Raw genomic sequence first — 22,371 nt, 5'->3', positions numbered from 1 at the left:
GAAGAACCGATGAATTTCTCCCAATTCTTCATCCAGCGGCCGATCTTCGCCGCGGTGCTGTCGCTGCTGATCCTGATCGGCGGCGCGATCTCCCTGTTCCAGCTACCCATCAGCGAATACCCGGAAGTGGTGCCGCCGACCGTCGTGGTCCGCGCCAACTTCCCCGGCGCCAACCCGAAAGTCATCGGCGAGACCGTCGCCTCTCCCCTGGAACAGGCGATCACCGGGGTGGAGAACATGCTCTACATGTCCTCCCAGTCGACCTCCGACGGCAAGCTGACCCTGACCATCACCTTCGCCCTCGGCACCGACCTGGACAACGCCCAGGTGCAGGTGCAGAACCGCGTCACCCGGACCGAGCCGAAGCTCCCGGAAGAAGTGACCCGGCTCGGCATCACCGTCGACAAGGCCTCGCCCGACCTGACCATGGTCGTGCACCTGACCTCGCCGGATAACCGCTACGACATGCTCTACCTGTCGAACTACGCGGTGCTCAACGTGAAGGACGAACTGGCCCGCCTCGACGGCGTCGGCGACGTCCAGCTGTTCGGCCTCGGCGACTATTCGCTGCGGGTCTGGCTGGACCCGAACAAGGTCGCCTCGCGCAACCTCACCGCCACCGACGTGGTCAACGCCATCCGCGAGCAGAACCGCCAGGTCGCCGCCGGAACCCTGGGCGCGCCGCCGGCGCCGAGCGCCACCAGCTTCCAGTTGTCGATCAACACCCAGGGTCGCCTGGTCACCGAGGAAGAGTTCGAGAACATCATCATCCGCGCCGGCGCCAACGGCGAGATCACCCGCCTGCGCGACATCGCCCGGGTCGAGCTGGGCTCCAACCAGTACGCCCTGCGCTCGCTGCTGAACAACAAGCCGGCGGTGGCGATCCCGATCTTCCAGCGTCCCGGCTCGAACGCCATCGAGATCTCCAACCTGGTGCGGGAGAAGATGGCCGAGCTGAAGCACAGCTTCCCGCAGGGCATGGACTACTCCATCGTCTACGACCCGACCATCTTCGTCCGCGGCTCCATCGAGGCGGTGGTGCACACCCTGTTCGAAGCCCTGGTGCTGGTGGTGCTGGTGGTGATCCTGTTCCTGCAGACCTGGCGCGCCTCGATCATCCCGCTGGCCGCGGTGCCGGTGTCGCTGATCGGCACCTTCGCGGTGATGCACATGCTCGGCTTCTCGCTCAACGCGCTGTCGCTGTTCGGCCTGGTGCTGGCCATCGGCATCGTGGTGGACGACGCCATCGTGGTGGTGGAGAACGTCGAGCGCAACATCGGCCTCGGCCTCAAGCCGGTGGAAGCCACCAAGCGTGCCATGCGCGAGGTGACCGGGCCGATCATCGCCACGGCGCTGGTGCTCTGCGCGGTGTTCATCCCGACCGCGTTCATCTCCGGCCTCACCGGGCAGTTCTACCGCCAGTTCGCCCTGACCATCGCGATCTCCACGGTGATCTCGGCGTTCAACTCGCTGACCCTGTCGCCGGCGCTGGCGGCGGTCCTGCTCAAGGGCCACCACGAGCCGAAGGACCGCTTCTCGGTGTTCCTCGACAAGCTCCTCGGCAGTTGGCTGTTCCGTCCGTTCAACCGTTTCTTCGACCGCGCCAGCCATGGCTACGTCGGCACGGTGAACCGGGTCCTGCGCGGCAGCTCGATCGCCCTGCTGGTCTACGGCGGGCTGATGGTGCTGACCTACTTCGGCTTCTCCAGCACGCCGACCGGTTTCGTCCCGCAGCAGGACAAGCAGTACCTGGTGGCCTTCGCCCAGTTGCCCGACGCGGCCAGCCTGGACCGTACCGAGGCGGTGATCAAGCAGATGTCCGAGATCGCCCTGGCGCAGCCCGGCGTGGCGGACTCGGTGGCCTTCCCCGGCCTGTCGATCAACGGTTTCACCAACAGCCCGAACAGCGGCATCGTGTTCACCCCGCTGAAGCCGTTCGACGAGCGCAAGGACCCGAGCCAGTCGGCCGGGGCCATCGCCGCCGCGCTGAACGCCAAGTACGCCGAGATCCAGGACGCCTACATCGCGATCTTCCCGCCGCCGCCGGTACAGGGGCTGGGGACCATCGGCGGCTTCCGCCTGCAGATCGAGGACCGTGGCAACCAGGGCTACGAGGAGCTGTTCAAGCAGACCCAGAACATCATCACCAAGGCCCGTGCGCTGCCTGAGCTGGAACCCAGCTCGGTGTTCTCCAGCTACCAGGTCAACGTGCCGCAGATCGACGCCGACATCGACCGCGAGAAGGCCAAGACCCACGGCGTGGCCATCAGCGACATCTTCGACACCCTGCAGGTCTACCTCGGCTCGCTGTACGCGAACGACTTCAACCGCTTCGGCCGTACCTACCAGGTCAACGTCCAGGCCGAGCAGCAGTTCCGCCTCGAACCCGAGCAGATCGGCCAGTTGAAGGTGCGCAACAACCTTGGCGAGATGGTCCCGCTGGCGTCCTTCATCAAGGTCAGCGACACCTCCGGTCCGGACCGTGTGATGCACTACAACGGCTTCATCACCGCCGAACTCAACGGCGCCCCGGCCGCGGGCTACAGCTCCGGCCAGGCGCAGGCGGCGATCGAGAAGCTGCTGAAGGAGGAACTGCCCAACGGCATGACCTACGAGTGGACCGAGCTGACCTACCAGCAGATTCTCGCCGGCAATACCGCGCTGTTCGTCTTCCCGCTCTGCGTGCTGCTGGCCTTCCTCGTGCTGGCCGCCCAGTACGAGAGCTGGAGCCTGCCGCTGGCGGTGATCCTGATCGTGCCGATGACCCTGCTGTCGGCGATCACCGGGGTGATCCTGGCCGGCAGCGACAACAACATCTTTACCCAGATCGGCCTGATCGTTCTGGTGGGGCTGGCGTGCAAGAACGCGATCCTGATCGTCGAGTTCGCCAAGGACAAGCAGGAGGAAGGCATGGACCGCGTCGCCGCGGTGCTGGAAGCCTGCCGCCTGCGCCTGCGGCCGATCCTGATGACGTCCATCGCCTTCATCATGGGCGTGGTGCCGCTGGTGATCTCCACCGGCGCCGGCGCCGAGATGCGCCATGCGATGGGCGTGGCGGTGTTCTCCGGGATGATCGGGGTGACCTTCTTCGGCCTGCTGCTGACGCCGGTGTTCTACGTCCTCATCCGCCGCTTCGTGGAGAACCGCGAAGCGCGCCGCGCCGCCAACGACAAAGGCCTGCCAGAGGTGCATGCATGATTCACGCGCAGTCGATCCGGAGCGGGCTCGCGCCCGCCCTGGGTCTGTTCAGTCTGCTGGCGCTCAGCGCCTGCACGGTGGGTCCGGACTACCGGACCCCCGACACCGCGGCGGCGAAGATCGACGCCACGGCGAGCAAGCCCTACGACCGCAGCCGCTTCGAAAGCCTGTGGTGGAAACAGTTCGACGATCCGACCCTGAACCAACTGGTCGAGCAGTCGCTGAGCGGCAACCGCGACCTGCGCGTGGCCTTCGCCCGCCTGCGCGCCGCCCGCGCCCTGCGCGACGACGTGGCCAACGATCGCTTCCCGGTGGTCACCAGCCGCGCCAGCGCCGACATCGGCAAGGGCCAGCAACCGGGAGTGACCGAGGACCGGGTCAACAGCGAGCGCTACGACCTTGGCCTGGATAGCGCCTGGGAACTCGACCTGTTCGGGCGCATCCGTCGCCAGCTGGAATCCAGCGACGCCCTCAGCGAAGCGGCCGAGGCCGACCTGCAACAACTGCAGGTCAGCCTGATCGCCGAGCTGGTGGACGCCTACGGCCAGCTGCGCGGCGCGCAACTGCGCGAGAAGATTGCCCTGAGCAACCTGGAGAACCAGAAGGAGTCGCGCCAGCTCACCGAGCAACTGCGCGACGCCGGGGTCGGTGCCGAACTCGACGTACTGCGCGCCGATGCGCGCCTGGCGGCCACCGCCGCCAGCGTGCCGCAACTGCAGGCGGAAGCCGAGCGCGCCAGGCACCGTATCGCCACCCTCCTCGGCCAACGGCCGGAAGAGTTGACGGTGGACCTTTCGCCGCGCGACCTGCCGGCGATCACCAAGGCCCTGCCGATCGGCGATCCCGGCGAACTGCTGCGCCGCCGGCCGGACATCCGCGCCGCCGAACGGCGCCTGGCCGCCAGCACCGCTGACGTCGGCGTGGCCACCGCCGACCTGTTCCCGCGGGTCAGCCTCAGCGGCTTCCTCGGCTTCACCGCCGGGCGGGGCTCGCAGATCGGCTCGAGCGCTGCACGCGCCTGGAGCGTCGGCCCGAGCATCAGCTGGGCCGCCTTCGACCTCGGCAGCGTGCGTGCCCGCCTGCGCGGCGCCAAGGCCGACGCCGACGCCGCGCTGGCCAGCTACGAACAGCAGGTGCTGCTGGCCCTGGAAGAATCGGCGAATGCCTTCAGCGACTACGGCAAGCGCCAGGAGCGCCTGGTCTCGCTGGTCCGCCAGTCGGAATCCAGCCGCGCCGCCGCGCAACAGGCGGCGATCCGCTACCGCGAAGGCACCACCGACTTCCTGGTGCTGCTGGACGCCGAACGTGAGCAACTCTCCGCCGAAGATGCCCAGGCCCAGGCCGAGGTCGAGCTGTACCGCGGCATCGTGGCGATCTACCGCTCCCTCGGCGGTGGCTGGCAACCCAGCGCCTGAACCGGCTATCCCCGGCCGATGGAAATCGGCCACTCCAGCCCCGCGATTGCAGCTCCTGGTCGCGGGGCTTTTTTATGCGCCGCGCGGGGCGGACGCTCGTTCGAGCCCCACGTCGTTTCTCGGCGATGGCGTAGAGGCTCGGCGGCCATTGCCGCGGGCTATTCCCGCCGCTCCGGCTGCGCGGAGTGGATATACAGGGTGTAGGTATCCGCCGGCCGGGGCGCGCCCGCCAGGTCGAGGGCATGACCGATGGCGCCGCGATGGTAGGTGCCATGGTTGACGATATGGAAGAGGATCTCCTGGCGCGTCATGCCGCCGTCGCGGCCATCGGCGAAGCGGAAGCGCAGCCATTCGCCGCGACGCTCCAGCGGCAGCTCGGCGACATAGCCGGCGAACCAGGCGGCCGAATCCTCCAGCCGGTGACGCAGGACGTCGTAGCCAGGCACCACCTCGCTGTTGGTCTGTTGGTGGGGCGCCGGCTCGCCCAGCAGGCGCGCCCTGAACAGTTCCTCGACGATCGCCATGTGATTGAGCTGTTGCAAGGCGAAGGCCAGCGAGGCCGGGAACGCCTCGGCGTCGATCCGGGCGATGGCATCGAGGGTGCGGCGGTCGGACCAGGCCTTGTAGTTGAAGGACTCGACCAGCAGGTCGACTTGCAGGGTGGGTCGGGACATCTGGCGGGCTTCCGTGTCCATTCGCTGAGGGAGCCGGATCATAGCCCGGAGGCAGCGCTCAGCGCTCGCCCTGCAACCCTTCCAGGCGTGCATCGCAGAGGTCGCGCAGGCGGTCGCGGAGGGTGCGCCCGGCGCTGTCCAGCTCGGGCCGCGCGTAGAGCGCCAGCTCCAGGCCAGCGATGGGCGGGAAGCCGGCCTGCGCGCCAAGCAGGCGATGCTCGGGCCCGACGCAGCCCAGCGGCAGCAGGCTGACCCCCAGTCCGGCGCCGACCGCGGCCACCAGGCTGGCCAGGCTGGCGCTGGAATAGCCGATGCGCCAGCGACGCCCGATGCTCTCCAGGGCATGGATCATCTCCTGGCGATACAGCGCGCCGACCGGGAACACCACCAACGGCACCGGCTCCTCCGGCGAACCCTCGCCGAACGGCCGCGCGGCGCTGCCGAACCAGCCCAGCGGCTCGGCCCAGCGCGCATGGCAGTCGCTGTCGGCCCCCCACTGCTTGACCAGCAGCAGGTCCAGCTCGCCGCTGCGGTAGAGGCGCAGCAGGTGATGGCTGAGACCGCTCTCGACCTCCAGGCGCAGTCGCGGACGCTCTTCGGTGAAGCGCGTCAGCACCGGCATCAGCACTTCGCCGGCGAGGTCTTCCGGCACGCCGAGGCGCAGCACGCCGTCGCCATGGGCCGGGCTGAGGGCCTCGCTGGCCTCGTCCGAGAGCCGCAGCAGGCGCCGCGCGTAGCCAAGCAGGCGCTCGCCTTCCTCGGTCGGCAAAACCTGCCGCTGGCTGCGGTCGAGCAGGCGGCAACCGAGGTTCTGTTCGAGGCGGATGACCTGCTGGCTGACGGTGGACTGGGTCAGGTGCAGGTGTTCGCCGGCGCGGGTGAAGTTGCCGGTATCGACAACGCTGACGAAGGTACGGAGCAGGACCAGATCGAGCATGCACACTCCCACTGAAAGGCATTCCATCATTTAATTTCAGCATACATGACATCGACGCCATACTTTTCGCCAACGCCTATCGGAGCCCATCGACATGTCCCTGGCCAATCTATGCAGGAGCGGAGCCATGCTGGTCTGCGCAGCATTCAGCGGAGGCGCCGGCGCGAGCGACGCCGGAGCATTGCTCGAAGCCGCGCGTCGCGGCGATACCGCGCAGGTCGCCAGCCTGCTCGAACGCAAGGTCGAGGTCGACGCGCCCAGCGCCGACGGCAGCACCCCGCTGCTGCTGGCCACCGCCAACGACCACCTGGCGGTGGCGCGCCAGTTGATCGAGGCCGGCGCCGACGTCAACCGGCAGAACAGCCGGCTCGACAGCCCGTATCTGCTGGCCGGCGCCGAGGGCCGCCTGGAAATCCTGCGCCTGACCCTGCTCCACGGCGCCGACCTGAAGAGTACCAACCGCTATGGCGGCACCGCGCTGATCCCGGCCTGCGAACGCGGCCATGTGGAAGTGGTGAAGACGCTGCTGCAAGCCGGGGTCGATCCCAACCATGTCAACAAGCTCGGCTGGACCGGGCTGCTCGAGGCAATCCTGCTCAGCGACGGCGGTCCGCGCCACCAGGAGATCGTGCGCCTGCTGATCGACGCCGGCGCCGACGTCAACCTGGCCGATGCCGACGGCGTCAGCCCGCTGGCCCACGCCCGCCAGCGCGGCCAGGGCGGGATCGAGCGGCTGCTGCTGGCCGCCGGCGCCCAATGAAAGCGAAGGAGAAAGACATGTCCGATGAAACCTTCATGCGCGAGGCCATCGCCCTCGCTCGCGCCAACGTCGAGGCCGGCGGCCGCCCGTTCGGCGCCGTGCTGGTGCGCGACGGGCGGGTCCTGGCCCGCGGCGTCAACCAGATCCACGAGACCCACGACCCCAGCGCCCACGCCGAGCTGCAGGCGATCCGCCAGGCCAGCCAGGCGCTCGGCAGCCCGCGTCTGGACGGTTGTGTGATCTACGCCAGCGGCCATCCCTGCCCGATGTGCCTGGCCGCCATGCATCTCTGCGGCATCCAGGCGGCCTGGTTCGCCTATTCCAACGAGGACGGCGAAGCGTTCGGCCTGTCCACGGCCACGCTCTACGCCGAGATGGCGCGCCCGCCACAGCGGCAGAGCCTGCCGCTACGCGCCCTGCGTCCTGCCGGCGAAGAGGGTCTGTATCGGCAATGGCGGCAACGCCAGGCATGAGCGCGCGAATCCCTTCCGGCGGCCAGGCCGCCGCCGGCGTCGGCGCGGCGGAGGTCAGTTGGGTCGGCCTGCTGGTGATCTTCTGCCTCGGCATCAACCTGCGACCGATCCTCACCGGCATCGGCCCGCTGCTCGAGGAAATCACCGCCGGCACCGGTCTCGGCTTCCAGGGCGCGTCGCTGCTGACGGTGTTGCCGGTGCTCTGCATGGGCCTGGTGGCGCTGTTCCTGCCCTGGCTCGGGCGCTGGCTGGCCGAACACCGCGGCATCGTCTGCGGACTGCTGGCCATCGCCGCGGCCTGCCTCTGGCGCCTGGAACTGGATAGCGGGCTGGCGCTGATCGCCAGCGCCGCGCTGGCCGGCAGCGGCGTAGCGATCATCCAGGCGCTGGTACCGGGCGTGGTCAAGCGCTGGTTCCCGAGGCGGGTCCCGGCGGCGATGGGCCTCTACTCGGCCTCGCTGATGGCCGGCGGCGGAACCGCGGCGGTGCTCAGCCCGCGGATCGCCGAACACTTCTCCAACTGGCAGGCCGGCCTCGGCGCCTGGGCCGTACCGGCCCTGCTGGCGCTGCTGCTGTGGATGTTCGCGCGGCCAAGGGAGGTGCTGCCGAGCGCTGGCGAGGGGCCGGTCCGGCACTTCTTCGGCAATCGCCGTGGCTGGCTGCTAGCGGTGTATTTCGGGTTGATCAACGGCGGCTACACCAGCATGGTGGCCTGGTTGCCGGTGTACTACCGCCAGCTCGGCTGGAGCGCCCAGGACAGCGGCGGGCTGGTCGGGATCATGACCATCTTCCAGGTGCTCGCCGCGCTCAGCGTGCCGCTGCTGATTCGTCGCCGCCTCGACCGCCGGCCCTGGCTGCTGGCCGCGCTACTGGTCCAGCTCGGCGGCTTCTGCGGCCTGCTGTCGATGCCGCTGCAGCACGCGGCGCTGTGGGTGGCGCTGATCGGCTACGGCCTGGGCGCGTGCTTCGCCCTCAGCCTGACCCTGACCCTCGACCACCTCCACGAGCCGCGTGCGGCGGGAAGCCTGGCGGCCTTCGTGCAAGGCATCGGCTTCATCATCACCGGCATCGTGCCCTACCTGACCGGCTGGCTGCGCGACACCACCGGCAGCTTCCAGGCCTCCTGGCTGCTGCTCGCGGCGAGCGTGGTGGCGATGTTGCTGGTGACCCTGCGCTTCGCCCCGTCCGGCTATGCCCGGGCCATGGGCGAGACGCGCGACTGAGCGGCGGACCTCCGCGCCCGCCATTGCGGGCGCGGGTGGCGCTTCAGTAATGGGTGGCGATATAGATGCGGTAGCTGATGATGGCCAGCATGCAGATCACCCCGACCCACATGAGGAACAGGCCGAACGGCGTGTCGCGCTTGGTGAAACCCGTGCCGATGAAGAGCATGCCCAGCACGATGATTGCGAAAGTGACGCCGTAGGAATCCATGTTTACCCTCGTTGGCCGCGTTCCTGACATACTTGTCAGTCTAGCTCCAAGCCCGCTAGAACTGCGTTGATATTTATCAGCCTGCGGTCAATCTCGGGCAAATTCATCGAACTTGAGGAAACGCCTGGCTGCGAGCGGCAAGGTCGCGCAAGATCGCCTGGATCTCGCCGAAGTCCGGCCGCTCGCTCACCCGTGGCAGCGCGCAACGTCGCTGCAACTCGACCAGCGCCGCACGTAGCGAGGCCTGCCCCGGCAGCGCCTCACTGCGCTCGAGCAACTCCTCCAGCAGGCAGGCGAAGGCACGCACTTCCAGGCGCCGCAGGGCGCCGGCAAGCACGGCGTCGTCCGGGAGGAAGGACGCGGCGCCGAAATCGCCGAGCAGGCAGGCGCCATCCTCGCGCCAGAGGATGTTATGCGCATAGAAGTCGCCATGGCTGATGCCGCGTCCATGCAGATGGTCCATCAACCCGGCGAGCGAGGCCGCCAGGCGCAGCGCCGTGGCCAGCTCGAAGCGCAGTCCCGACGGATAGACGTCGCGGGTACAGGACTCCAGGCTCGGCGGCCCCGCCAGGTTGCGATAGGCGCCGTCGAGCAGCTCCAGCACCAGCCCGTCGCGCCCTTGCGGATGCCCGGCGAGCCGGCCGAGCACCTCGATCAATTGCGCATGGCGCCCCGCCGCCAGGCAGGCGGCCATCTCGCTGGCAGGGGTGCCATCGCTGGTCACTTCGCCCTTGAACAGCTTCAGCGCCACCGTGCGCGTCGAGCCGTCCGGCTGGCGCCAGCCGGCGCGATGGATGACCCCGGAGGCTCCTTCGCCGATCAAACCGTCCAGGCTCAGCTCGCTCCAGTCCAGCGCGGCGATACCGCTGTCGGCCAGCGCCGGCAGACGGCACAACGGGTTGCCGGCGTAGGCCAGCCAGGTCAGGCGCGGCAGCGTCGCCAGCCAGGCCGGCAGGCGCTGGAAACGGTTGGCGGCGATCCGCAGCAGTTCCAGGCCTTCGCAAGCGGCCATGCTCTCGGGCAAGGCCTCCAGGCGGTTGCCGGCCAACATCAGCTTCTGCAACGGCCGGCGACCCAGTTCCTCGGGCAGCGTGGCGATGCGGTTGTCGGTGAGGATCAGCCAGCGCAGCGCTGGCGGCAGGGCCGCGGCCGGCACCCACTCGATGCGGTTAGACTTGAAGCCGACCATGCTCAGCGCCGGACAGTCGCCCACCGCCGCCGGCAATTCGGCGAAGTCGTTGGCGGAACAGAACAGCACCTTGAGACGATGCAGCCGCCCGAGGTCGTCCGGCAGGCTGTCCAGGGCGTTGCCGCTGAGGTTGAGCACCTCCAGGGAGTCGGCCAGTTCGAAGATTTCCCGGGGGAACTCGCGCAGGCCGCAGGACAGGTCCAGGCGCGTGGCGCCAGCCAGTTCGCCGCTGCGCAGTTGCTGCAAGGTGTGCATGGTTCGACGGACTCCGGCCAGGGCGGATGGAAAGCCGCGCATGATAGCCAAGGCGTTGCGGAACGCGCACCCTCGCCGTGCTAGAGTGGCCGCCCCGAATCGACAGGACCACAGAGAATGGAACTCTCCCCCGCCGAACGCCAACTCCTGCTGGCCCATCGCCTGGCCGTGTTCGACGGCTGCGTGGTATACGACGCCCAGCCGCCGGTGTCCGCCGAACATGTCCAGCGTCTTGCCGAAGGCCTGGCCGGACCGATTCCAGAAGACCTGCTGCGCCTCTGGCGCACCTGTTTCGGCGGGCGCCTCGGCTATGACCTGGAAGTCGACTACGACGGCCACCGCCACCCGTTCTCTTTCAGCGAACTGTTCTATCCGGACAGCGACGGCTACCACGACCTCTGGGGCTGGATCGAACACGAGCGCGAGCTGGCGGCGGAAGCCGCGGCAGAAGAAGGCCGCGACTGGAACGGCAAGCTGGCCTACCTGCCGTTCGGTGGCTTCGAATACCTGGAGCGGCTCTACGTCTGCGTCGAACCCGGCCCCGAGCATGGCGCGGTAATCGCCTGGAGCCACGGCCTGCCGCCGGCCTGGGCCGGACGCCTGCACCAGGATTCGGTGACGCGCCTGGCCGACGATGTCGGCGGGCTGTTCCGCCTGCTGTCCTTCGAACAGGATCCGTTCGATGCCGAGAACGCCTGCGGCGTGGCCGACGAGCTACTGGAAGCGCTGGACGCCCTGGAGGCCGCCGGGGAGCCCGGCAAGGCGCTGAAGGGCCGCCTGGAAGTCCTGCTGCGCCAGCGCATCCTCGACTGGCGGCCGGCCCTCGCCGACGGCAGCCTGGCCGCCGAGCCAAGGCTGCGTCAACTGGCCCTGGCCGAAGCTGCGCAAGACGGCGACATCGACCTGCTGCAACGCCTGCGCGATGCCGGCTGCGACTTCGCCGAGACCTTGCGCGGACGCGGCGGCGTGCTGGAGGCCTGCCTCGCCCGCGGGCGCCTGGAGGCCGCCGGATGGCTGCTCGACCAGGGCGTCGCGGTGCACCAGGACAGCCTGCAGATCGGCGCCGCGCACCTCGATGCGGTCCTGGCCGAACGCCTGTTGCGGCTCGGCGCGATCTCCGACCCGAATACGGTGCTCCTCGCCCTGCAATACGGCGACGCCGACGCCGCGCGGATCATGGCGCGACCGCTGCTGGAGGAGTCGCCGGCGAGGGCCAGCGCCCTGCGTCTGGCCCTCGCCAGCCGCGCCGAGCGCGAGCGCAGCGACGCCAGGCGGGTCAGGTCGGGAAAGATGGGCAGCAACCGCAGTCCCGACGACTACCTGGCCCTGGCCGAGCGCCTGGAGCGCTTCCTCGCCGAGCTGCCTGGCTGAGGCTCAACCCTCCGGCCCCTGCACCTCGATGAAGGAACCGTCGGCCAGCCGCTCGAACGCCCGTCCCGGCGGCGCGTCGAGCAGCGGCAGAATGCTGTCGTCGGCGTTCAGCACCGAGCCCAGGCTGACGTAGGCGGTGGTCCCGGCGGTATTCATGTAGTCGTCCGACTCGTCGCCGGCCATCAGCCGCCAGCCGCTGTCGTTTTCCTCTTCCGGCGCCTCGCGGTAGAGGTAGCCGACCGCCTTCCCCTCGTCTATCACCCGGCGCGTCACGAAGCAGCGCCGGGCATAGCGCGAGATCGGCGTTTCCCGCGGGTCGTGCTCGGTGTTGATGATGTGCCGCGCCTCGAAGACGATGCGCTCGCCCAGCGACAGGTCGCGGATGTATTGCGGATAGTTGTCCAGGCGGCCGCTGAAGGCGCCATCCGCCTCGATGCCCTCGACCGTCACCCAGAGCCGCTCGGCGCGCGGCGCATCGGGGTTGTCGGTATCGAAGGCGAAGATCAGCTTGACGCTTTCCCCGGCGGCGACCCGGTCGATGGTCTCCGCGTCCGGTTTGTAGAAGGTGTAGGGATGGCGGACAGCGATCGCGCTGGCGTCCACCAAGGTCCACGAGGCCATGTCGACTCCCGCTTGGCTGGCTACGCGGCGCCCGTAGCCTGGGCTGCCACGGGCACGCCGGTGCCCGGGCGGCATGGGTGGAATGGCGTGGCCGAGGTTCGGGTCGCGGCGCCCACCGGCAGGTCGAAGCCATGCCCGGCCAGGAACCGCCCTTCGGCCCGCCTACCCAGAGGAAAGTAGCAGCGCCGCCGCGCAGCCGCCAGCAACGGGCTGTCGCAGAGCGCCGCCCCGGACGGGGCGGCGGCGCGCCTTCAGAGGACTTGCAGCGGGTATTCGACGATCAGGCGGACTTCGTCGAGGTCCGACTCGAAGCTGTCGGAGCGCACGGTGGCCTGGCGCACGCGGAACGCCAGGTCCTTGGCCGCGCCGCCCTGCACCACGTACTTGACCTCCACGTCGCGTTCCCAGCGGCCCTGGTTGGTCAGCGGGTTGCCGTTGGCGTCGGTGCGCATGTAGACGCTGTTGGCATTCGAATAATCGGCGTCCCAGCCCTTGCCATAGCGGGTCATGAAGCTCAGCCCCGGCACGCCGAAGGCGGCCATGTCGAGGTCGTAGCGGAGCATCAGCGAGCGTTCCTTGGGCGAGTTGAAGTCGCTGTACTGGATCGAGTTGTCCAGGTAGATGGAGTCGGTCTGGCGCAGGTAGTCGAAGTCGTCGTCGCCGTTGTTGCGCTGGTACGACAGCAGCACCTGGTGCGGACCGTAGGCGAAGCCGCCGCGCACGCTCCAGATGTCGTTGTCGAGTTCGCCCATCACCTGCCTGCCCTGGTCCTTGACCTTGTAGTAGTTGGCGCCGCCGAGCAGGGACAGCTTGTCGTCCAGCGGATAGTTGAAGCTGGTGCCGGCGTAGTACTGGTCCCAGGCGTCCTTCTGGCGGCTGCCGTAGAGGCTGACACTCCAGTGCTCGGTGGCCTGGTAGTCGCCGCCGGCGTAGGCGACCCACGGCGAGTCGATGCGCCGGCCGGTGTAGAAGCTGTAGAAGTCGTCGCTGCCGCTGGTGCTGTTCGGCTGGGTCATCGAGTTCAGCTTGCCGGCCTGCAGGGTCAGGCCCTTCGCCAGGCTGTCGTTGACCAGGGTGAAGCCGCGGAAGCTGGAGGGGAACAGCCGGCTGTTGCCGTACTGGATCACTGGGGTTTCCGGGAACACGTCGCCGACCCGCAGCACGGTGCCGTACCAGCGCAGCTTGACCGCGCCGCCGGCTCGCGAATAGTCGTCCTGCGGCCGCCCCTGGTCGTCATAGGGCAGCAGGTCGACGCTACCGCCGGCGCCGGAACGCCCGCCGCCGCTGTCCAGGCGCACGCCGAGCTGGGCGAAGGCGTCGATGCCGACGCCCAGTGTGCCCTGGGTGAAGCCCGAGGAGAAGTTGGCCATGAAGCCCTGCACCCATTCCTCGGTATAGCCGCCGCCCGCCGGGCTCGATTGGCCCTTGCGGAAGTCGCGGTTGAAGTAGAAGTTGCGCAGCAGCAGGTTGACCTCGCTGCCCTCGATGAAACCTTCCTTGCTCCGCTCGGCGTTCTCCTCGGCGACGGCCGAGGCCATCAGTCCGGCGCCCAGCAGCAGTGGAAGCGTCCACAGTCGTTTCTTTCCATCCCCTTGCATGGCGATTGCTCCAGATCGGTTCATGTCTGTTTTTCTTCTGCGGCCATGCCTTGCGGCGCTGGCTGTGCGTGAACTTCTGGTCGATCGCGCCCCCGCGCAGTCCTGCCGCAACCGGCATTGACCGTGGGGCTGATTCTGGAACCGGGGAAATGACGCAGACATGAGGCGGGGATTACTTTTCCGCAATCTTAACTCGCACTTAATGCGCTTCGCGCAGACTCCTCCGCCATGCAACGGAGCATCGCCGAAGTTATCGGAAACGTAATTTTCCACTCACCCTCGGGTAATCCGTCCGCTCTTACTCTTTGCTCAAACGGGACGAATACCTCGCCCCGGCGACGAGCCAACCCGAGAGGTTTGCCATGAAGATCATCCCGATGCTGCTGGCCGCCCTGCTGGCGACCGGCGCGGCCACTGCCCAGGCCCAGGACGGCAGCGAACGCTCCTGGCAGTACAACGCCGAATTCCGCGCCGCGCAGAAAGAACTGCGCGAAAAGCGCCTGCAGAAGCAACAACTGGAAGCGCAAGCGCAGAAGACCGACCGCAGCAAATGCGCCGAGCGCAAGAACGGCAACGGCTGAGCAGCCATTCACCGAGCAATACACTTGTCCTTTTTGGGTTGCTCCTTTGGACAAGTCCTGAGGCGCCAGTCATGGCGCCTTTTTTTATCCGCCGTCGCGCCTGGCGGAAGAAGGCGGCATGGTCGCCAGCGACCAGCCGCCCTCCCCGTTTCCCGCCTTACTCCTGCAATGCCCGCGGCCGCTGGCTGCGGCGCTCGGCGGCGGGCGCCGGGCTGGCCTGGAGCTGGAAGTCGAAATCCAGTTCGGCGAAGCGTCCGCCCTCCACGCCGCGGTCGCGGGCCGCGGCGGGATCGTCGTTGAAGCGCAGGTCGCCGATCAGCCCATCGCGGGTGGCGTAGGCGAAGTCGTCCCACAGGTAGCGGTCGCCCGCCAGGTTGATCTGGGTGGTCAGGTGGCGATGGCCGGGCGCCGAGACGAAGAAGTGGATGTGCGCCGGCCGCTGGCCGTGGCGGCCGAGGCGGTCGAGCAGTTCCTGGGTCGGGCCGTCGCTCGGGCAGCCGTAGCCGGACGGCACGATGCTGCGCGCACGGTAGCGGCCGTCGGCGTCGGTGCGGATGCGCCGGCGCAGGTTGTATTCGGACTGGCTGCTGTCGAAGTAGGAATAGGTGCCTTGGGTATTGGCGTGCCAGACATCGACGATGGCCCCGGCCAGCGGCTGGCCGTCGGGACCGCTGACGCGGCCCTGGAGGAACATCACGGTGCCGGGGTCGCGGCCGTCGTCCATCCGTGCCTCGCCGTCGCTCAGCGGCGCGCCGGCGACGTAGAGCGGCCCTTCGATGGTGCGCGGCGTGCCGCCGGTGAGGCCGGCCTCGGCGTCCTGGGCGTCGAGCAGCAGGTCCAGGTAATGCTCCAGGCCCAGCCCGGCGGCCAGCAGGCCGGCCTCCTGGCGGCTGCCCAGGCGGTTCAGGTAGTCCACCGCTTTCCAGAATTCGTCGGGCGTGACCTGCATCTCTTCGATCAACTTCGCCGTGTCGTCGAGGATGCGCCGCACCAGGGCCTTGGTGCGCGGATCGCCGCGTTCGTTGAGCTGGCCGCTGGCCTCTTCGAAGAAGCGCTGGACGTCGGCAGTCTGGGAAATCTTCACGGTCATGGCGTTTGCCTCTGCTTGTTGTTGTCGGGCGTGGGAAGGGAATCTCAGCGGTCGTCGGCATGGATCGACGAGGGATGCCGGCAAAGCCCGTCGATCTCGATGTCCATGTAGGGAAACAGCGGCAGCCGGGTCAGGGTGTCGTGCAGCGCCTCGACGCTGGGCAGGTCGAACAGGCTGTAGTTGGCGTAGTGCCCGGCGATCCGCCAGAGGTGCCGCCAGCTGCCCTCGCGCTGGAGGCGCTGGGCCATTTCCTTCTCCTCGGCCTTGAGCCGCTCGGCCTGTTGCGGGTCCATGTCGACGGGCAACTTCACGGTCATCTTCACGTGGAACAGCATCGGTCGTTTCTCCTCTGTCTGCGGAATGGCTTCAGCGCCGGCGGAAGCGCGCCAGGCGCTCTTCGTCGAGCGCCAGGCCGAGACCCGGCGCACGCGGCACGTGCAAGTGGAAATCCTGGTAGCGCGGCGACTCAAGGAGGATGTCCTCGGTCAGCAGCAACGGGCCGAACAGTTCGCTGTGCCAGGCCAGGCGGTCGAGGGTGACGAAGGCGTGGGCGGCGGCCAGGGTGCCGATGCCGCCCTCGAGCATGGTCCCGCCGTACAGGCCGATCCCGGCCGCTTCGGCGATCGCCGCGCTACGCAGCACCGCGCGCGGTCCGCCGTTCTTGGCGATCTTCAGGGCGAACACCGGGGCGGCGCCCTCGCGAGCCAGGTGGAAGGCATCCTCGACGCTCTCGATGGCCTCGTCGGCCATGATCGGCGCGCCGCCGCGGCTGCTCAGGCGCGCCAGGCCGACGCGGTTGTGGCGGGCGATGGGCTGTTCGATCAGGGCGATGCCGTTGTCGCCGAGCGTCGCGCAGGCACGCTGGGCAACGCCTTCGTCCCAGGCCTGGTTGACGTCCACCCGCACGCTGGCGCGCTCGCCGAGGGCGCGCTTGATGGCGATCGCGTGGGCCACGTCGGCATCCACCTCACCGGCGCCGATCTTCAGCTTGAAGTGCCGGTGGCGGCGCAGGTCGAGCATCCGCTCGGCTTCCTCGATGTCGCGGCCGGTGTCGCCGCTGGCCAGGGTCCAGGCCACCTCCAGGCTGTCGTGCAGGCGTCCGCCGAGCAGTTCGCTGACGGCCAGGCCGAGGCGCTTGCCATGGGCGTCGAGCAAGGCGGTCTCGACCGCCGAGCGGGCGAAGGTGTTGCCCCTGATGTGCCGGTCCAGGCGCTGCATCGCGGCATTCACGTTGTCCGCCGGCTGGCCCAGCAGCAACGGGGCGAAATGTGCGTCGAGATTGCTCTTGATGCTCTCCGGGCTCTCGCTGCCGTAGGCCAGGCCACCGATGGTGGTGGCTTCGCCAAGGCCCTCGATGCCGTCGCTGCAACGCAGGCGGAGGATCACCAGGGTCTGCCGGTTCATGGTGTGCATGGCCAGCTTGTGCGGGCGGATGGTCGGCAGGTCGACGATGATCGACTCGAGGCTTTGGATCACGGCTTGGCTCATTCTCGGGGGTCCACCAGGGTTGCGGTCGGGTTTTCGACGGTTCGCCGCTCAAGGCTCGCTCGATACCGAGCAGGTTTCGCCGTCGTTTCGGCCAAGCATCCATCGCCTTCTTCACTGGGGTCCAATATCATCTTCCTCTCTAACCATACCCTGGAGGTATCATGGAGCTTCGTCACCTGCGCTACTTCCAGGCGCTGGCCCGGACCCTCAACTTCACCCGCGCCGCCGAGCAACTGCACATCGCCCAGCCACCGCTGAGCCGGCAGATCCAGCAACTCGAGGAAATGCTCGGGGTGGCCCTGCTGGAGCGCGGCCGGCCGCTGCGCCTGACCGAAGCCGGGCGCTTCTTCCACGAACAGAGCGCGACGCTCCTGGACCAACTGGAGAGCATCTGCGACAGCACCCGGCGGATCGGCCAGGGCCAGCGCCAGTGGTTCGGCATCGGCTTCGTGCCCTCGGCGCTGTATGGCGTGCTGCCGGAGCTGATCCGCCACCTGCGCGGCGACCCGGAGCTGGAGCTGGGCCTGCTGGAGATGACCACCCTGCAACAGGTCGAGGCGCTGAAGAGCGGGCGCATCGACATCGGTTTCGGACGCATCCGCATCGACGACCCGGCGATCCGCCAGAGCGTGCTCAGCGAAGAGCCGCTGGTCGCCGCCCTGCCCGCCGGGCACCCGTTGCTTGGCCAGCCGCTGAGCCTGGAGCGCCTGTCGCGCGAGCCGTTCGTGCTCTACCCCGGCCAGCCGCGACCGAGCTACGCCGACCATGTGCTGGCGCTGTTCGCCACCCACGGCCTGAGCCTGCGCGTGACGCAATGGGCCAACGAAATGCAGACCGCCATCGGCCTGGTCGCCGCCGGACTCGGCGCGACCCTGGTGCCGGCCTCGGTGCAGTTGCAGCACCGCGACGACGTCGCCTACCAGGTCCTGGCCGACGCCTCCCTGACCTCGCCGATCATCGTCAGCCGGCGCCAGGGCGACGGCTCCCCGCACCTGCGGCGCTGCCTGGCGCTGATCGGCCGCGAGGACGCCTGAGTGCCCTCTCAGGAGCGCCGCGCGGCGCGGCGCTGGGTCATGCTCGGGGTTTCCTCGAAGCGCTTGCGGTAGTCCACGGAGAAGCGTCCGAGGTGGCTGAAGCCCCAGCCCAGGGCGATCGTCGAGATGCTGCGGGCGCCGCCGCTGGCGAGGATCTCCTCGCGCACCGCGGCGAGCCGGTAGTGCTTCAGGTAGCTCATCGGCGACACCCCGAAGTAGCGACGGAAGCCCTCGAACAGCTTGAACCGCGAGACTCCGGCGGCGCGTTCCACGTCCTCCAGGCTCAGGGTCTCGCGGGCGTTGGCCTGGAGAAACTCGCGGGCACGCAGCAGGTAGTGCGGCGGGCGCCCGCCAAGGCCCTGCTGCAGGGCCTCGCTGTAGTTGTTCGGCTGGGCCAGGATCAGTCCCTTGATCAGCGCGCGCTCCAGGTCGCTGCTGAAAAACGCCTGGGCGTAGAGTTCGCTGCGCGCCATCTCCTCGCTGATGTGCCGCACGGTGCGCCACCAGGACGCGGAGGCGCCGTCCAGGGCATCCATTTCCGGATCGAAGCGCAAGGGCGTATCGATCGGCCGCTGCAACATCTCCTCCAGGACCTTGCGCATCGCCGTGCGGCCGATCACCACCTGCAGCTTGCGGCAGTCCCCGGCGATGCTCAGCTCCTGGCGCTCGTTGGGCGCGATGATCACCCCGCGGCGGACGTCGGAGAGCAGGCGCAGCCCGCCCCGGCACAGCTCCTGCTCGCCGCTGAGCGGCAGGCTCAGGCTGTAGGCGTTGAACGCCGCGGCATCCTCGACGGTGATGGTGACGTCGGTACCGTAGCCGATGTAGCCGAGGGTGGTGCACATCGACTTCAGCACGTTGCCGTGGTGCTGGAACTGCACCAGTCCCGGGCTCGCCGCTTCGAGCCGGTGCGGCCCGCAGACCTTCGACATCCAGGAACGGGCGGCGGCCAGGTCCAGGTGGTCGGCATGGAGATCGCCACGATCGGCGACGGGATGGCTCCTCATCATGGTTCGGCACTCGACACGGCAAGGCTGGGGGTGCGCTCTGCTGGCGCTCTGTTTTCAGCAAAATGCAAGGCATATGCCGGCGCAAGGCCGGCTCCCCGCATCCTCCACTATCCGGATAGCGTTCGCCGACTTTCCGGACAAAGCGTCCGCCGCAAGCGCCGCTCGAACCCGGAACGAGCCCTCCGCGAGGCCCCCGGCCGCTTCTCGGCGGCCACGCATTTTCGGGATGCGCATCGTCGACTAAGCGGATAGCCCGCCCCCGCTCGCGGCCGTTGAATGGGTCACCCATAACGACAACGCACAAGGGTGAGAACGCATGAACGCTACCCGCAGAAGCCTCGAACAGTGGCGCGACTATGTCGGCGGCTGCCTCGACTTCCGTCCCGAGGAAGGCATCTTCCGCATCGCCCGGGACATGTTCACCGAACCGGAGCTGTTCGATCTGGAGATGGAGCTGATCTTCGAGAAGAACTGGATCTACGCCTGTCACGAGAGCGAACTGGCCAGGCCCCACGACTTCGTCACCCTGCGCGCCGGACGCCAGCCGCTGATCGTCACCCGCGACGGCAACGGCCAGTTGCACGCGCTGGTCAACGCCTGCCAGCATCGCGGCGCGACCCTGGTGCGGGTCGGCAAGGGCAACCAGTCGACCTTCACCTGTCCGTTCCATGCCTGGTGCTACAAGAACGACGGCCGGCTGGTGAAGGTCAAGGCGCCAGGCGAATACCCGGAAGGCTTCGACAAGGCCACCCGCGGCCTGAAGAAAGCGCGCATCCAGAGCTACAGGGGCTTCGTCTTCGTCAGCCTGGACGTCGCCGGCGAGGACGACCTGGTGGACTTCCTCGGCGACGCCCGGGTGTTCCTCGACATGCTGGTGGCGCAGTCTCCCAGCGGCGAGCTGGAAGTGCTGCCCGGCACCTCCACCTACACCTACGAAGGCAACTGGAAGCTGCAGAACGAGAATGGCCTGGACGGCTATCACGTCAGTACCGTGCACTACAACTACGTAGCCACCGTGCAGCACCGCCAGCAGGTCGAGGCCGAGCGCGGCGGCGCGGCCGCCACCCTTGACTACAGCAAGCTCGGCGCCGGCGACGCGGCCACCGACGACGGCTGGTTCTCCTTCGCCAACGGCCACAGCGTGCTCTTCAGCGAGATGCCCAACCCCGCCGTACGCCCCGGCTACGCCAACGTGATGCCGCGGCTGGTGGCGGAATACGGCCAGGCCCGCGCCGAGTGGATGATGCATCGCCTGCGCAATCTCAATCTCTACCCCAGCCTGTTCGTCATCGACCAGATCAGCTCGCAGCTGCGCATCGTCCGCCCGCTGGCCTGGAACCGTACCGAGATCGTCAGCCAGTGCATCGGCGTCAAGGGCGAGTCGGACGCCGACCGGGAGAACCGGATCCGCCAGTTCGAGGACTTCTTCAACGTCTCCGGGATGGGCACGCCCGACGACCTGGTGGAGTTCCGCGAAGCCCAGCGTGGCTTCCAGGCCCGCCTGGAGCGCTGGAGCGACATCTCCCGCGGCCACGGCAAGTGGCTCGAAGGCGCGACGCCGAACAGCCAGGCGCTGGGTATCGCGCCGCTGCTGACCGGCACCGAAATCACCCACGAAGGCCTCTACGTCAACCAGCACGCGCATTGGCGGCGCTTCCTCCTCGACGGCCTGGAGCGCCTGGCCCTGTGCGCGAAGGAGGTGACCCCATGAACGCCGGACTGCAGTACCGCGTCGAACAGTTCCTCTACCGCCACGCCGAACTCTGCGATGCCCAGGACTGGGACGGCTACCTCGCGCAGTTCGACGAACAGTGCGAGTTCCACCTGCCGCAGTGGGAGTCCGAGCACCGCTACACCCGCGATCCGAAGCGCGAGATGTCGCTGATCTACTACCCCAGCCGTGCCGGCCTGGAAGACCGGGTGTTCCGTATCCGCACCGGCAAGGCCGCGTCCACCGTGCCGATGCCGCGCACCCTGCACCAGATCGGCAACGTGCGCATCGCCGAGGAAGGCGAAGGCCTGCTGCGAGTGCGGGTCAACTGGCAGACCCTGTTCCAGCGCCTGGACCAGACCGGCAGCTTCTTCGGCCATGCCACCTACCGCCTGAAACCCCATGGCGAGGCCTGGCTGATCGCGCGCAAGCACATCGTCCTGCTCAACGACCGGATCGACTCGGTCCTCGACTTCTACCACCTCTGAACGGCGGGCCCCGTCACGATGAATCACAAAGTCGCCCTCAGCTTCGCCGACGGCAAGACCCTGTTCCTGCCCGTCGGCCACGACGACCTGCTCCTCGACGCCGCCCTGCGCCACGGCATCAACCTGCCGCTGGACTGCCGCGAAGGGGTCTGCGGCACCTGCATGGGCCGCTGCGAGGCGGGCAGCTACAGCCTGGACTACGCCGACGAGGACACCCTCTCCGCCGCCGACCTGGAGCAGCGCAAGGTGCTCGCCTGCCAGACCCGGGTGCGCTCCGACGCGGCCTTCTACTTCGACTTCGCCTCGACTCTCTGCCATGCCGCCGCGGCCCAGGCGCACAGTGGCGTGGTGCGCGAACTGCGCCTGCTCTCCGAGGACACCGCGCTGCTCCGCCTCGACGCCGGCGCCGCGGGCCGCCAGCTGGACTTCCTGCCCGGCCAGTACGCGCGCCTGCAAGTACCCGGCAGCGACTGCCGGCGCGCCTACTCCTTCGCCAACCGGCCGAATCCGCAGAACCACCTGCAGTTCCTCATCCGCCTGCTCCCGGGCGGCGCCATGAGCGACTACCTGCGCCAAGGGTGCCGGGTCGGCGACGAGATCCGCTTCGAGGCGCCGCTGGGCACCTTCTACCTGCGCCAGGTGGAGCGTCCGTTGCTGCTGGTGGCCGGCGGCACCGGCCTGTCGGCGTTCCTCGGCATGCTCGACGAACTGGCCGAGCGCGGCTGCGAGTGGCCGGTGCATCTCTACTATGGAGTACGCCGCGCCGCCGATCTCTGCGAATTGCAGCGGATCGCCGGCTACGCCGAGCGGCTTCCCGGCTTCCGCTTCGTCCCGGTGCTCAGCGAGGCGGACGCCGACTGGGACGGCCGGCGCGGCTACCTGCACGAGCATTTCGACGCCGCCCGCTTGCGCGACGAAGCTTTCGACCTCTACCTGTGCGGGCCGCCGCCGATGGTCGAGGCGGTCCGCCAGTGGCTGCGCGAGCGCTCCCTGGAACATCTGCGGCTGTACCTGGAGAAGTTCACCGAAAGCGGCGACTGAAGC

21 protein-coding genes are annotated in these 22,371 nt (G+C 68.4%); 11 read left to right on the top strand and 10 right to left on the bottom strand.

The features are described 5' to 3' along the window. Nucleotides 1-9 precede the first annotated feature (9 nt). Together mexF and oprN are read left to right on the top strand one after the other, a co-directional pair. Nucleotides 10-3,198, top strand: coding sequence for a multidrug efflux RND transporter permease subunit MexF (mexF, locus tag LE197_RS07905; RefSeq protein ID WP_022580472.1), 3,189 nt, complete (start codon nt 10-12; stop codon nt 3,196-3,198). Beyond that, a complete protein-coding gene (gene oprN / locus LE197_RS07900; RefSeq protein WP_023097551.1) occupies nt 3,195-4,613 on the top strand; it encodes a multidrug efflux RND transporter outer membrane subunit OprN in 1,419 nt (472 codons plus the stop codon). The genes mexF and oprN overlap by 4 nt, the downstream gene beginning before the upstream one ends. Nucleotides 4,614-4,771: 158 nt before the next feature. Here oprN and LE197_RS07895 read toward each other — a convergent pair whose 3' ends face one another. Then, nucleotides 4,772-5,287: a DinB family protein gene (locus LE197_RS07895; protein ID WP_031692884.1), complete on the bottom strand. Its 516-nt coding sequence runs from the start codon at nt 5,285-5,287 to the stop codon at nt 4,772-4,774. Between the two features lie 58 nt (nt 5,288-5,345). Then, a complete protein-coding gene (locus LE197_RS07890) occupies nt 5,346-6,224 on the bottom strand; it encodes a LysR substrate-binding domain-containing protein (protein WP_003089840.1) in 879 nt (292 codons plus the stop codon). Between the two features lie 127 nt (nt 6,225-6,351). Between LE197_RS07890 and LE197_RS07885 the strand changes: the two genes are divergently transcribed. Genes LE197_RS07885 through LE197_RS07875 form a run of 3 tightly spaced genes read left to right on the top strand, consistent with a single transcriptional unit; the run spans nt 6,352 to nt 8,680 of the window. Continuing rightward, nucleotides 6,352-6,984 carry an ankyrin repeat domain-containing protein gene (locus tag LE197_RS07885; protein WP_003109549.1) on the top strand — a complete coding sequence of 211 codons (633 nt, stop codon included), beginning with the start codon at nt 6,352-6,354 and terminating at the stop codon, nt 6,982-6,984. Between the two features lie 17 nt (nt 6,985-7,001). Next, nucleotides 7,002-7,457 carry a nucleoside deaminase gene (locus LE197_RS07880; protein ID WP_003109548.1) on the top strand — a complete coding sequence of 152 codons (456 nt, stop codon included), beginning with the start codon at nt 7,002-7,004 and terminating at the stop codon, nt 7,455-7,457. Beyond that, nucleotides 7,454-8,680, top strand: coding sequence for a CynX/NimT family MFS transporter (locus LE197_RS07875; protein ID WP_031692883.1), 1,227 nt, complete (start codon nt 7,454-7,456; stop codon nt 8,678-8,680). The genes LE197_RS07880 and LE197_RS07875 overlap by 4 nt, the downstream gene beginning before the upstream one ends. A gap of 43 nt (nt 8,681-8,723) precedes the next feature. Here LE197_RS07875 and LE197_RS07870 read toward each other — a convergent pair whose 3' ends face one another. Next, on the bottom strand, nt 8,724-8,891 hold the full coding sequence (locus LE197_RS07870) for a hypothetical protein (protein WP_003089849.1): 168 nt from the start codon (nt 8,889-8,891) through the stop codon (nt 8,724-8,726). Between the two features lie 103 nt (nt 8,892-8,994). Then, on the bottom strand, nt 8,995-10,335 hold the full coding sequence (locus tag LE197_RS07865; protein WP_031692882.1) for a leucine-rich repeat-containing protein kinase family protein: 1,341 nt from the start codon (nt 10,333-10,335) through the stop codon (nt 8,995-8,997). Between the two features lie 117 nt (nt 10,336-10,452). Here LE197_RS07865 and LE197_RS07860 point away from each other — a divergent pair, with 117 nt between their 5' ends. Beyond that, nucleotides 10,453-11,706: an SMI1/KNR4 family protein gene (locus tag LE197_RS07860; RefSeq protein WP_023082401.1), complete on the top strand. Its 1,254-nt coding sequence runs from the start codon at nt 10,453-10,455 to the stop codon at nt 11,704-11,706. Nucleotides 11,707-11,709: 3 nt separating this feature from the next. Here LE197_RS07860 and LE197_RS07855 read toward each other — a convergent pair whose 3' ends face one another. Together LE197_RS07855 and LE197_RS07850 are read right to left on the bottom strand one after the other, a co-directional pair. Next, nucleotides 11,710-12,327: a DUF2185 domain-containing protein gene (locus LE197_RS07855; RefSeq protein ID WP_003089860.1), complete on the bottom strand. Its 618-nt coding sequence runs from the start codon at nt 12,325-12,327 to the stop codon at nt 11,710-11,712. Between the two features lie 251 nt (nt 12,328-12,578). Continuing rightward, nucleotides 12,579-13,925, bottom strand: coding sequence for an OprD family porin (locus LE197_RS07850; RefSeq protein WP_003109544.1), 1,347 nt, complete (start codon nt 13,923-13,925; stop codon nt 12,579-12,581). A gap of 362 nt (nt 13,926-14,287) precedes the next feature. Here LE197_RS07850 and LE197_RS07845 point away from each other — a divergent pair, with 362 nt between their 5' ends. Further along, complete coding sequence (locus tag LE197_RS07845; RefSeq protein ID WP_003089862.1) at nt 14,288-14,506, top strand: hypothetical protein; 219 nt, start codon at nt 14,288-14,290, stop codon at nt 14,504-14,506. A gap of 157 nt (nt 14,507-14,663) precedes the next feature. Here LE197_RS07845 and catA read toward each other — a convergent pair whose 3' ends face one another. From catA to LE197_RS07830, 3 genes are read right to left on the bottom strand one after another with little or no spacing between them, the layout of a single operon-like run. Next, nucleotides 14,664-15,596, bottom strand: a complete 933-nt coding sequence (gene catA / locus LE197_RS07840; protein ID WP_009314156.1) for a catechol 1,2-dioxygenase — start codon at nt 15,594-15,596, stop codon at nt 14,664-14,666. A 44-nt stretch (nt 15,597-15,640) separates the two neighbouring features. Then, nucleotides 15,641-15,931: a muconolactone Delta-isomerase gene (gene catC, locus LE197_RS07835; RefSeq protein ID WP_003089864.1), complete on the bottom strand. Its 291-nt coding sequence runs from the start codon at nt 15,929-15,931 to the stop codon at nt 15,641-15,643. Between the two features lie 31 nt (nt 15,932-15,962). Next, nucleotides 15,963-17,084 carry a muconate cycloisomerase family protein gene (locus LE197_RS07830; RefSeq protein WP_003120080.1) on the bottom strand — a complete coding sequence of 374 codons (1,122 nt, stop codon included), beginning with the start codon at nt 17,082-17,084 and terminating at the stop codon, nt 15,963-15,965. A gap of 161 nt (nt 17,085-17,245) precedes the next feature. Between LE197_RS07830 and LE197_RS07825 the strand changes: the two genes are divergently transcribed. After that, nucleotides 17,246-18,118 carry a LysR family transcriptional regulator gene (locus tag LE197_RS07825; protein WP_031692881.1) on the top strand — a complete coding sequence of 291 codons (873 nt, stop codon included), beginning with the start codon at nt 17,246-17,248 and terminating at the stop codon, nt 18,116-18,118. Between the two features lie 8 nt (nt 18,119-18,126). Here the strand turns inward: LE197_RS07825 and LE197_RS07820 are convergent, their stop codons facing one another. Continuing rightward, the gene (locus LE197_RS07820) at nt 18,127-19,128 is read right to left on the bottom strand and encodes an AraC family transcriptional regulator (RefSeq protein WP_003089872.1); all 1,002 of its coding nucleotides are present in this window, start codon (nt 19,126-19,128) and stop codon (nt 18,127-18,129) included. Between the two features lie 316 nt (nt 19,129-19,444). Between LE197_RS07820 and antA the strand changes: the two genes are divergently transcribed. From antA to antC, 3 genes are read left to right on the top strand one after another with little or no spacing between them, the layout of a single operon-like run. Beyond that, entirely contained in the window at nt 19,445-20,839 is a 1,395-nt protein-coding gene (gene antA / locus LE197_RS07815) for an anthranilate 1,2-dioxygenase large subunit (protein ID WP_031692880.1), read from the top strand. Next, nucleotides 20,836-21,327, top strand: a complete 492-nt coding sequence (gene antB, locus LE197_RS07810; protein WP_003131295.1) for an anthranilate 1,2-dioxygenase small subunit — start codon at nt 20,836-20,838, stop codon at nt 21,325-21,327. The genes antA and antB overlap by 4 nt, the downstream gene beginning before the upstream one ends. A gap of 18 nt (nt 21,328-21,345) precedes the next feature. After that, entirely contained in the window at nt 21,346-22,368 is a 1,023-nt protein-coding gene (gene antC / locus LE197_RS07805) for an anthranilate 1,2-dioxygenase electron transfer component AntC (protein WP_023125870.1), read from the top strand. Nucleotides 22,369-22,371 lie beyond the last annotated feature (3 nt).

Source organism: Pseudomonas sp. PS1(2021) (assembly GCF_020405165.1).
GTDB classification, from domain to species: domain Bacteria; phylum Pseudomonadota; class Gammaproteobacteria; order Pseudomonadales; family Pseudomonadaceae; genus Pseudomonas; species Pseudomonas aeruginosa.
This window is presented reverse-complemented; position numbering and strand designations above follow the sequence as displayed.

Bases quoted from the DNA above. Each gene is read 5' to 3' on its own strand.
- LE197_RS07865 (WP_031692882.1), bottom strand. From the start codon at position 10,335: ATGCACACCTTGCAGCAACTGCGCAGCGGCGAACTGGCTGGCGCCACG.
- antB (WP_003131295.1), top strand. From the start codon at position 20,836: ATGAACGCCGGACTGCAGTACCGCGTCGAACAGTTCCTCTACCGCCAC.
- LE197_RS07855 (WP_003089860.1), bottom strand. From the start codon at position 12,327: ATGGCCTCGTGGACCTTGGTGGACGCCAGCGCGATCGCTGTCCGCCAT.
- antA (WP_031692880.1), top strand. From the start codon at position 19,445: ATGAACGCTACCCGCAGAAGCCTCGAACAGTGGCGCGACTATGTCGGC.
- oprN (WP_023097551.1), top strand. From the start codon at position 3,195: ATGATTCACGCGCAGTCGATCCGGAGCGGGCTCGCGCCCGCCCTGGGT.
- LE197_RS07875 (WP_031692883.1), top strand. From the start codon at position 7,454: ATGAGCGCGCGAATCCCTTCCGGCGGCCAGGCCGCCGCCGGCGTCGGC.
- LE197_RS07830 (WP_003120080.1), bottom strand. From the start codon at position 17,084: ATGAGCCAAGCCGTGATCCAAAGCCTCGAGTCGATCATCGTCGACCTG.
- LE197_RS07820 (WP_003089872.1), bottom strand. From the start codon at position 19,128: ATGATGAGGAGCCATCCCGTCGCCGATCGTGGCGATCTCCATGCCGAC.
- LE197_RS07895 (WP_031692884.1), bottom strand. From the start codon at position 5,287: ATGTCCCGACCCACCCTGCAAGTCGACCTGCTGGTCGAGTCCTTCAAC.
- LE197_RS07860 (WP_023082401.1), top strand. From the start codon at position 10,453: ATGGAACTCTCCCCCGCCGAACGCCAACTCCTGCTGGCCCATCGCCTG.
- LE197_RS07850 (WP_003109544.1), bottom strand. From the start codon at position 13,925: ATGCAAGGGGATGGAAAGAAACGACTGTGGACGCTTCCACTGCTGCTG.
- LE197_RS07885 (WP_003109549.1), top strand. From the start codon at position 6,352: ATGCTGGTCTGCGCAGCATTCAGCGGAGGCGCCGGCGCGAGCGACGCC.
- LE197_RS07845 (WP_003089862.1), top strand. From the start codon at position 14,288: ATGAAGATCATCCCGATGCTGCTGGCCGCCCTGCTGGCGACCGGCGCG.
- LE197_RS07825 (WP_031692881.1), top strand. From the start codon at position 17,246: ATGGAGCTTCGTCACCTGCGCTACTTCCAGGCGCTGGCCCGGACCCTC.
- LE197_RS07870 (WP_003089849.1), bottom strand. From the start codon at position 8,891: ATGGATTCCTACGGCGTCACTTTCGCAATCATCGTGCTGGGCATGCTC.
- catC (WP_003089864.1), bottom strand. From the start codon at position 15,931: ATGCTGTTCCACGTGAAGATGACCGTGAAGTTGCCCGTCGACATGGAC.
- antC (WP_023125870.1), top strand. From the start codon at position 21,346: ATGAATCACAAAGTCGCCCTCAGCTTCGCCGACGGCAAGACCCTGTTC.
- catA (WP_009314156.1), bottom strand. From the start codon at position 15,596: ATGACCGTGAAGATTTCCCAGACTGCCGACGTCCAGCGCTTCTTCGAA.
- mexF (WP_022580472.1), top strand. From the start codon at position 10: ATGAATTTCTCCCAATTCTTCATCCAGCGGCCGATCTTCGCCGCGGTG.
- LE197_RS07890 (WP_003089840.1), bottom strand. From the start codon at position 6,224: ATGCTCGATCTGGTCCTGCTCCGTACCTTCGTCAGCGTTGTCGATACC.
- LE197_RS07880 (WP_003109548.1), top strand. From the start codon at position 7,002: ATGTCCGATGAAACCTTCATGCGCGAGGCCATCGCCCTCGCTCGCGCC.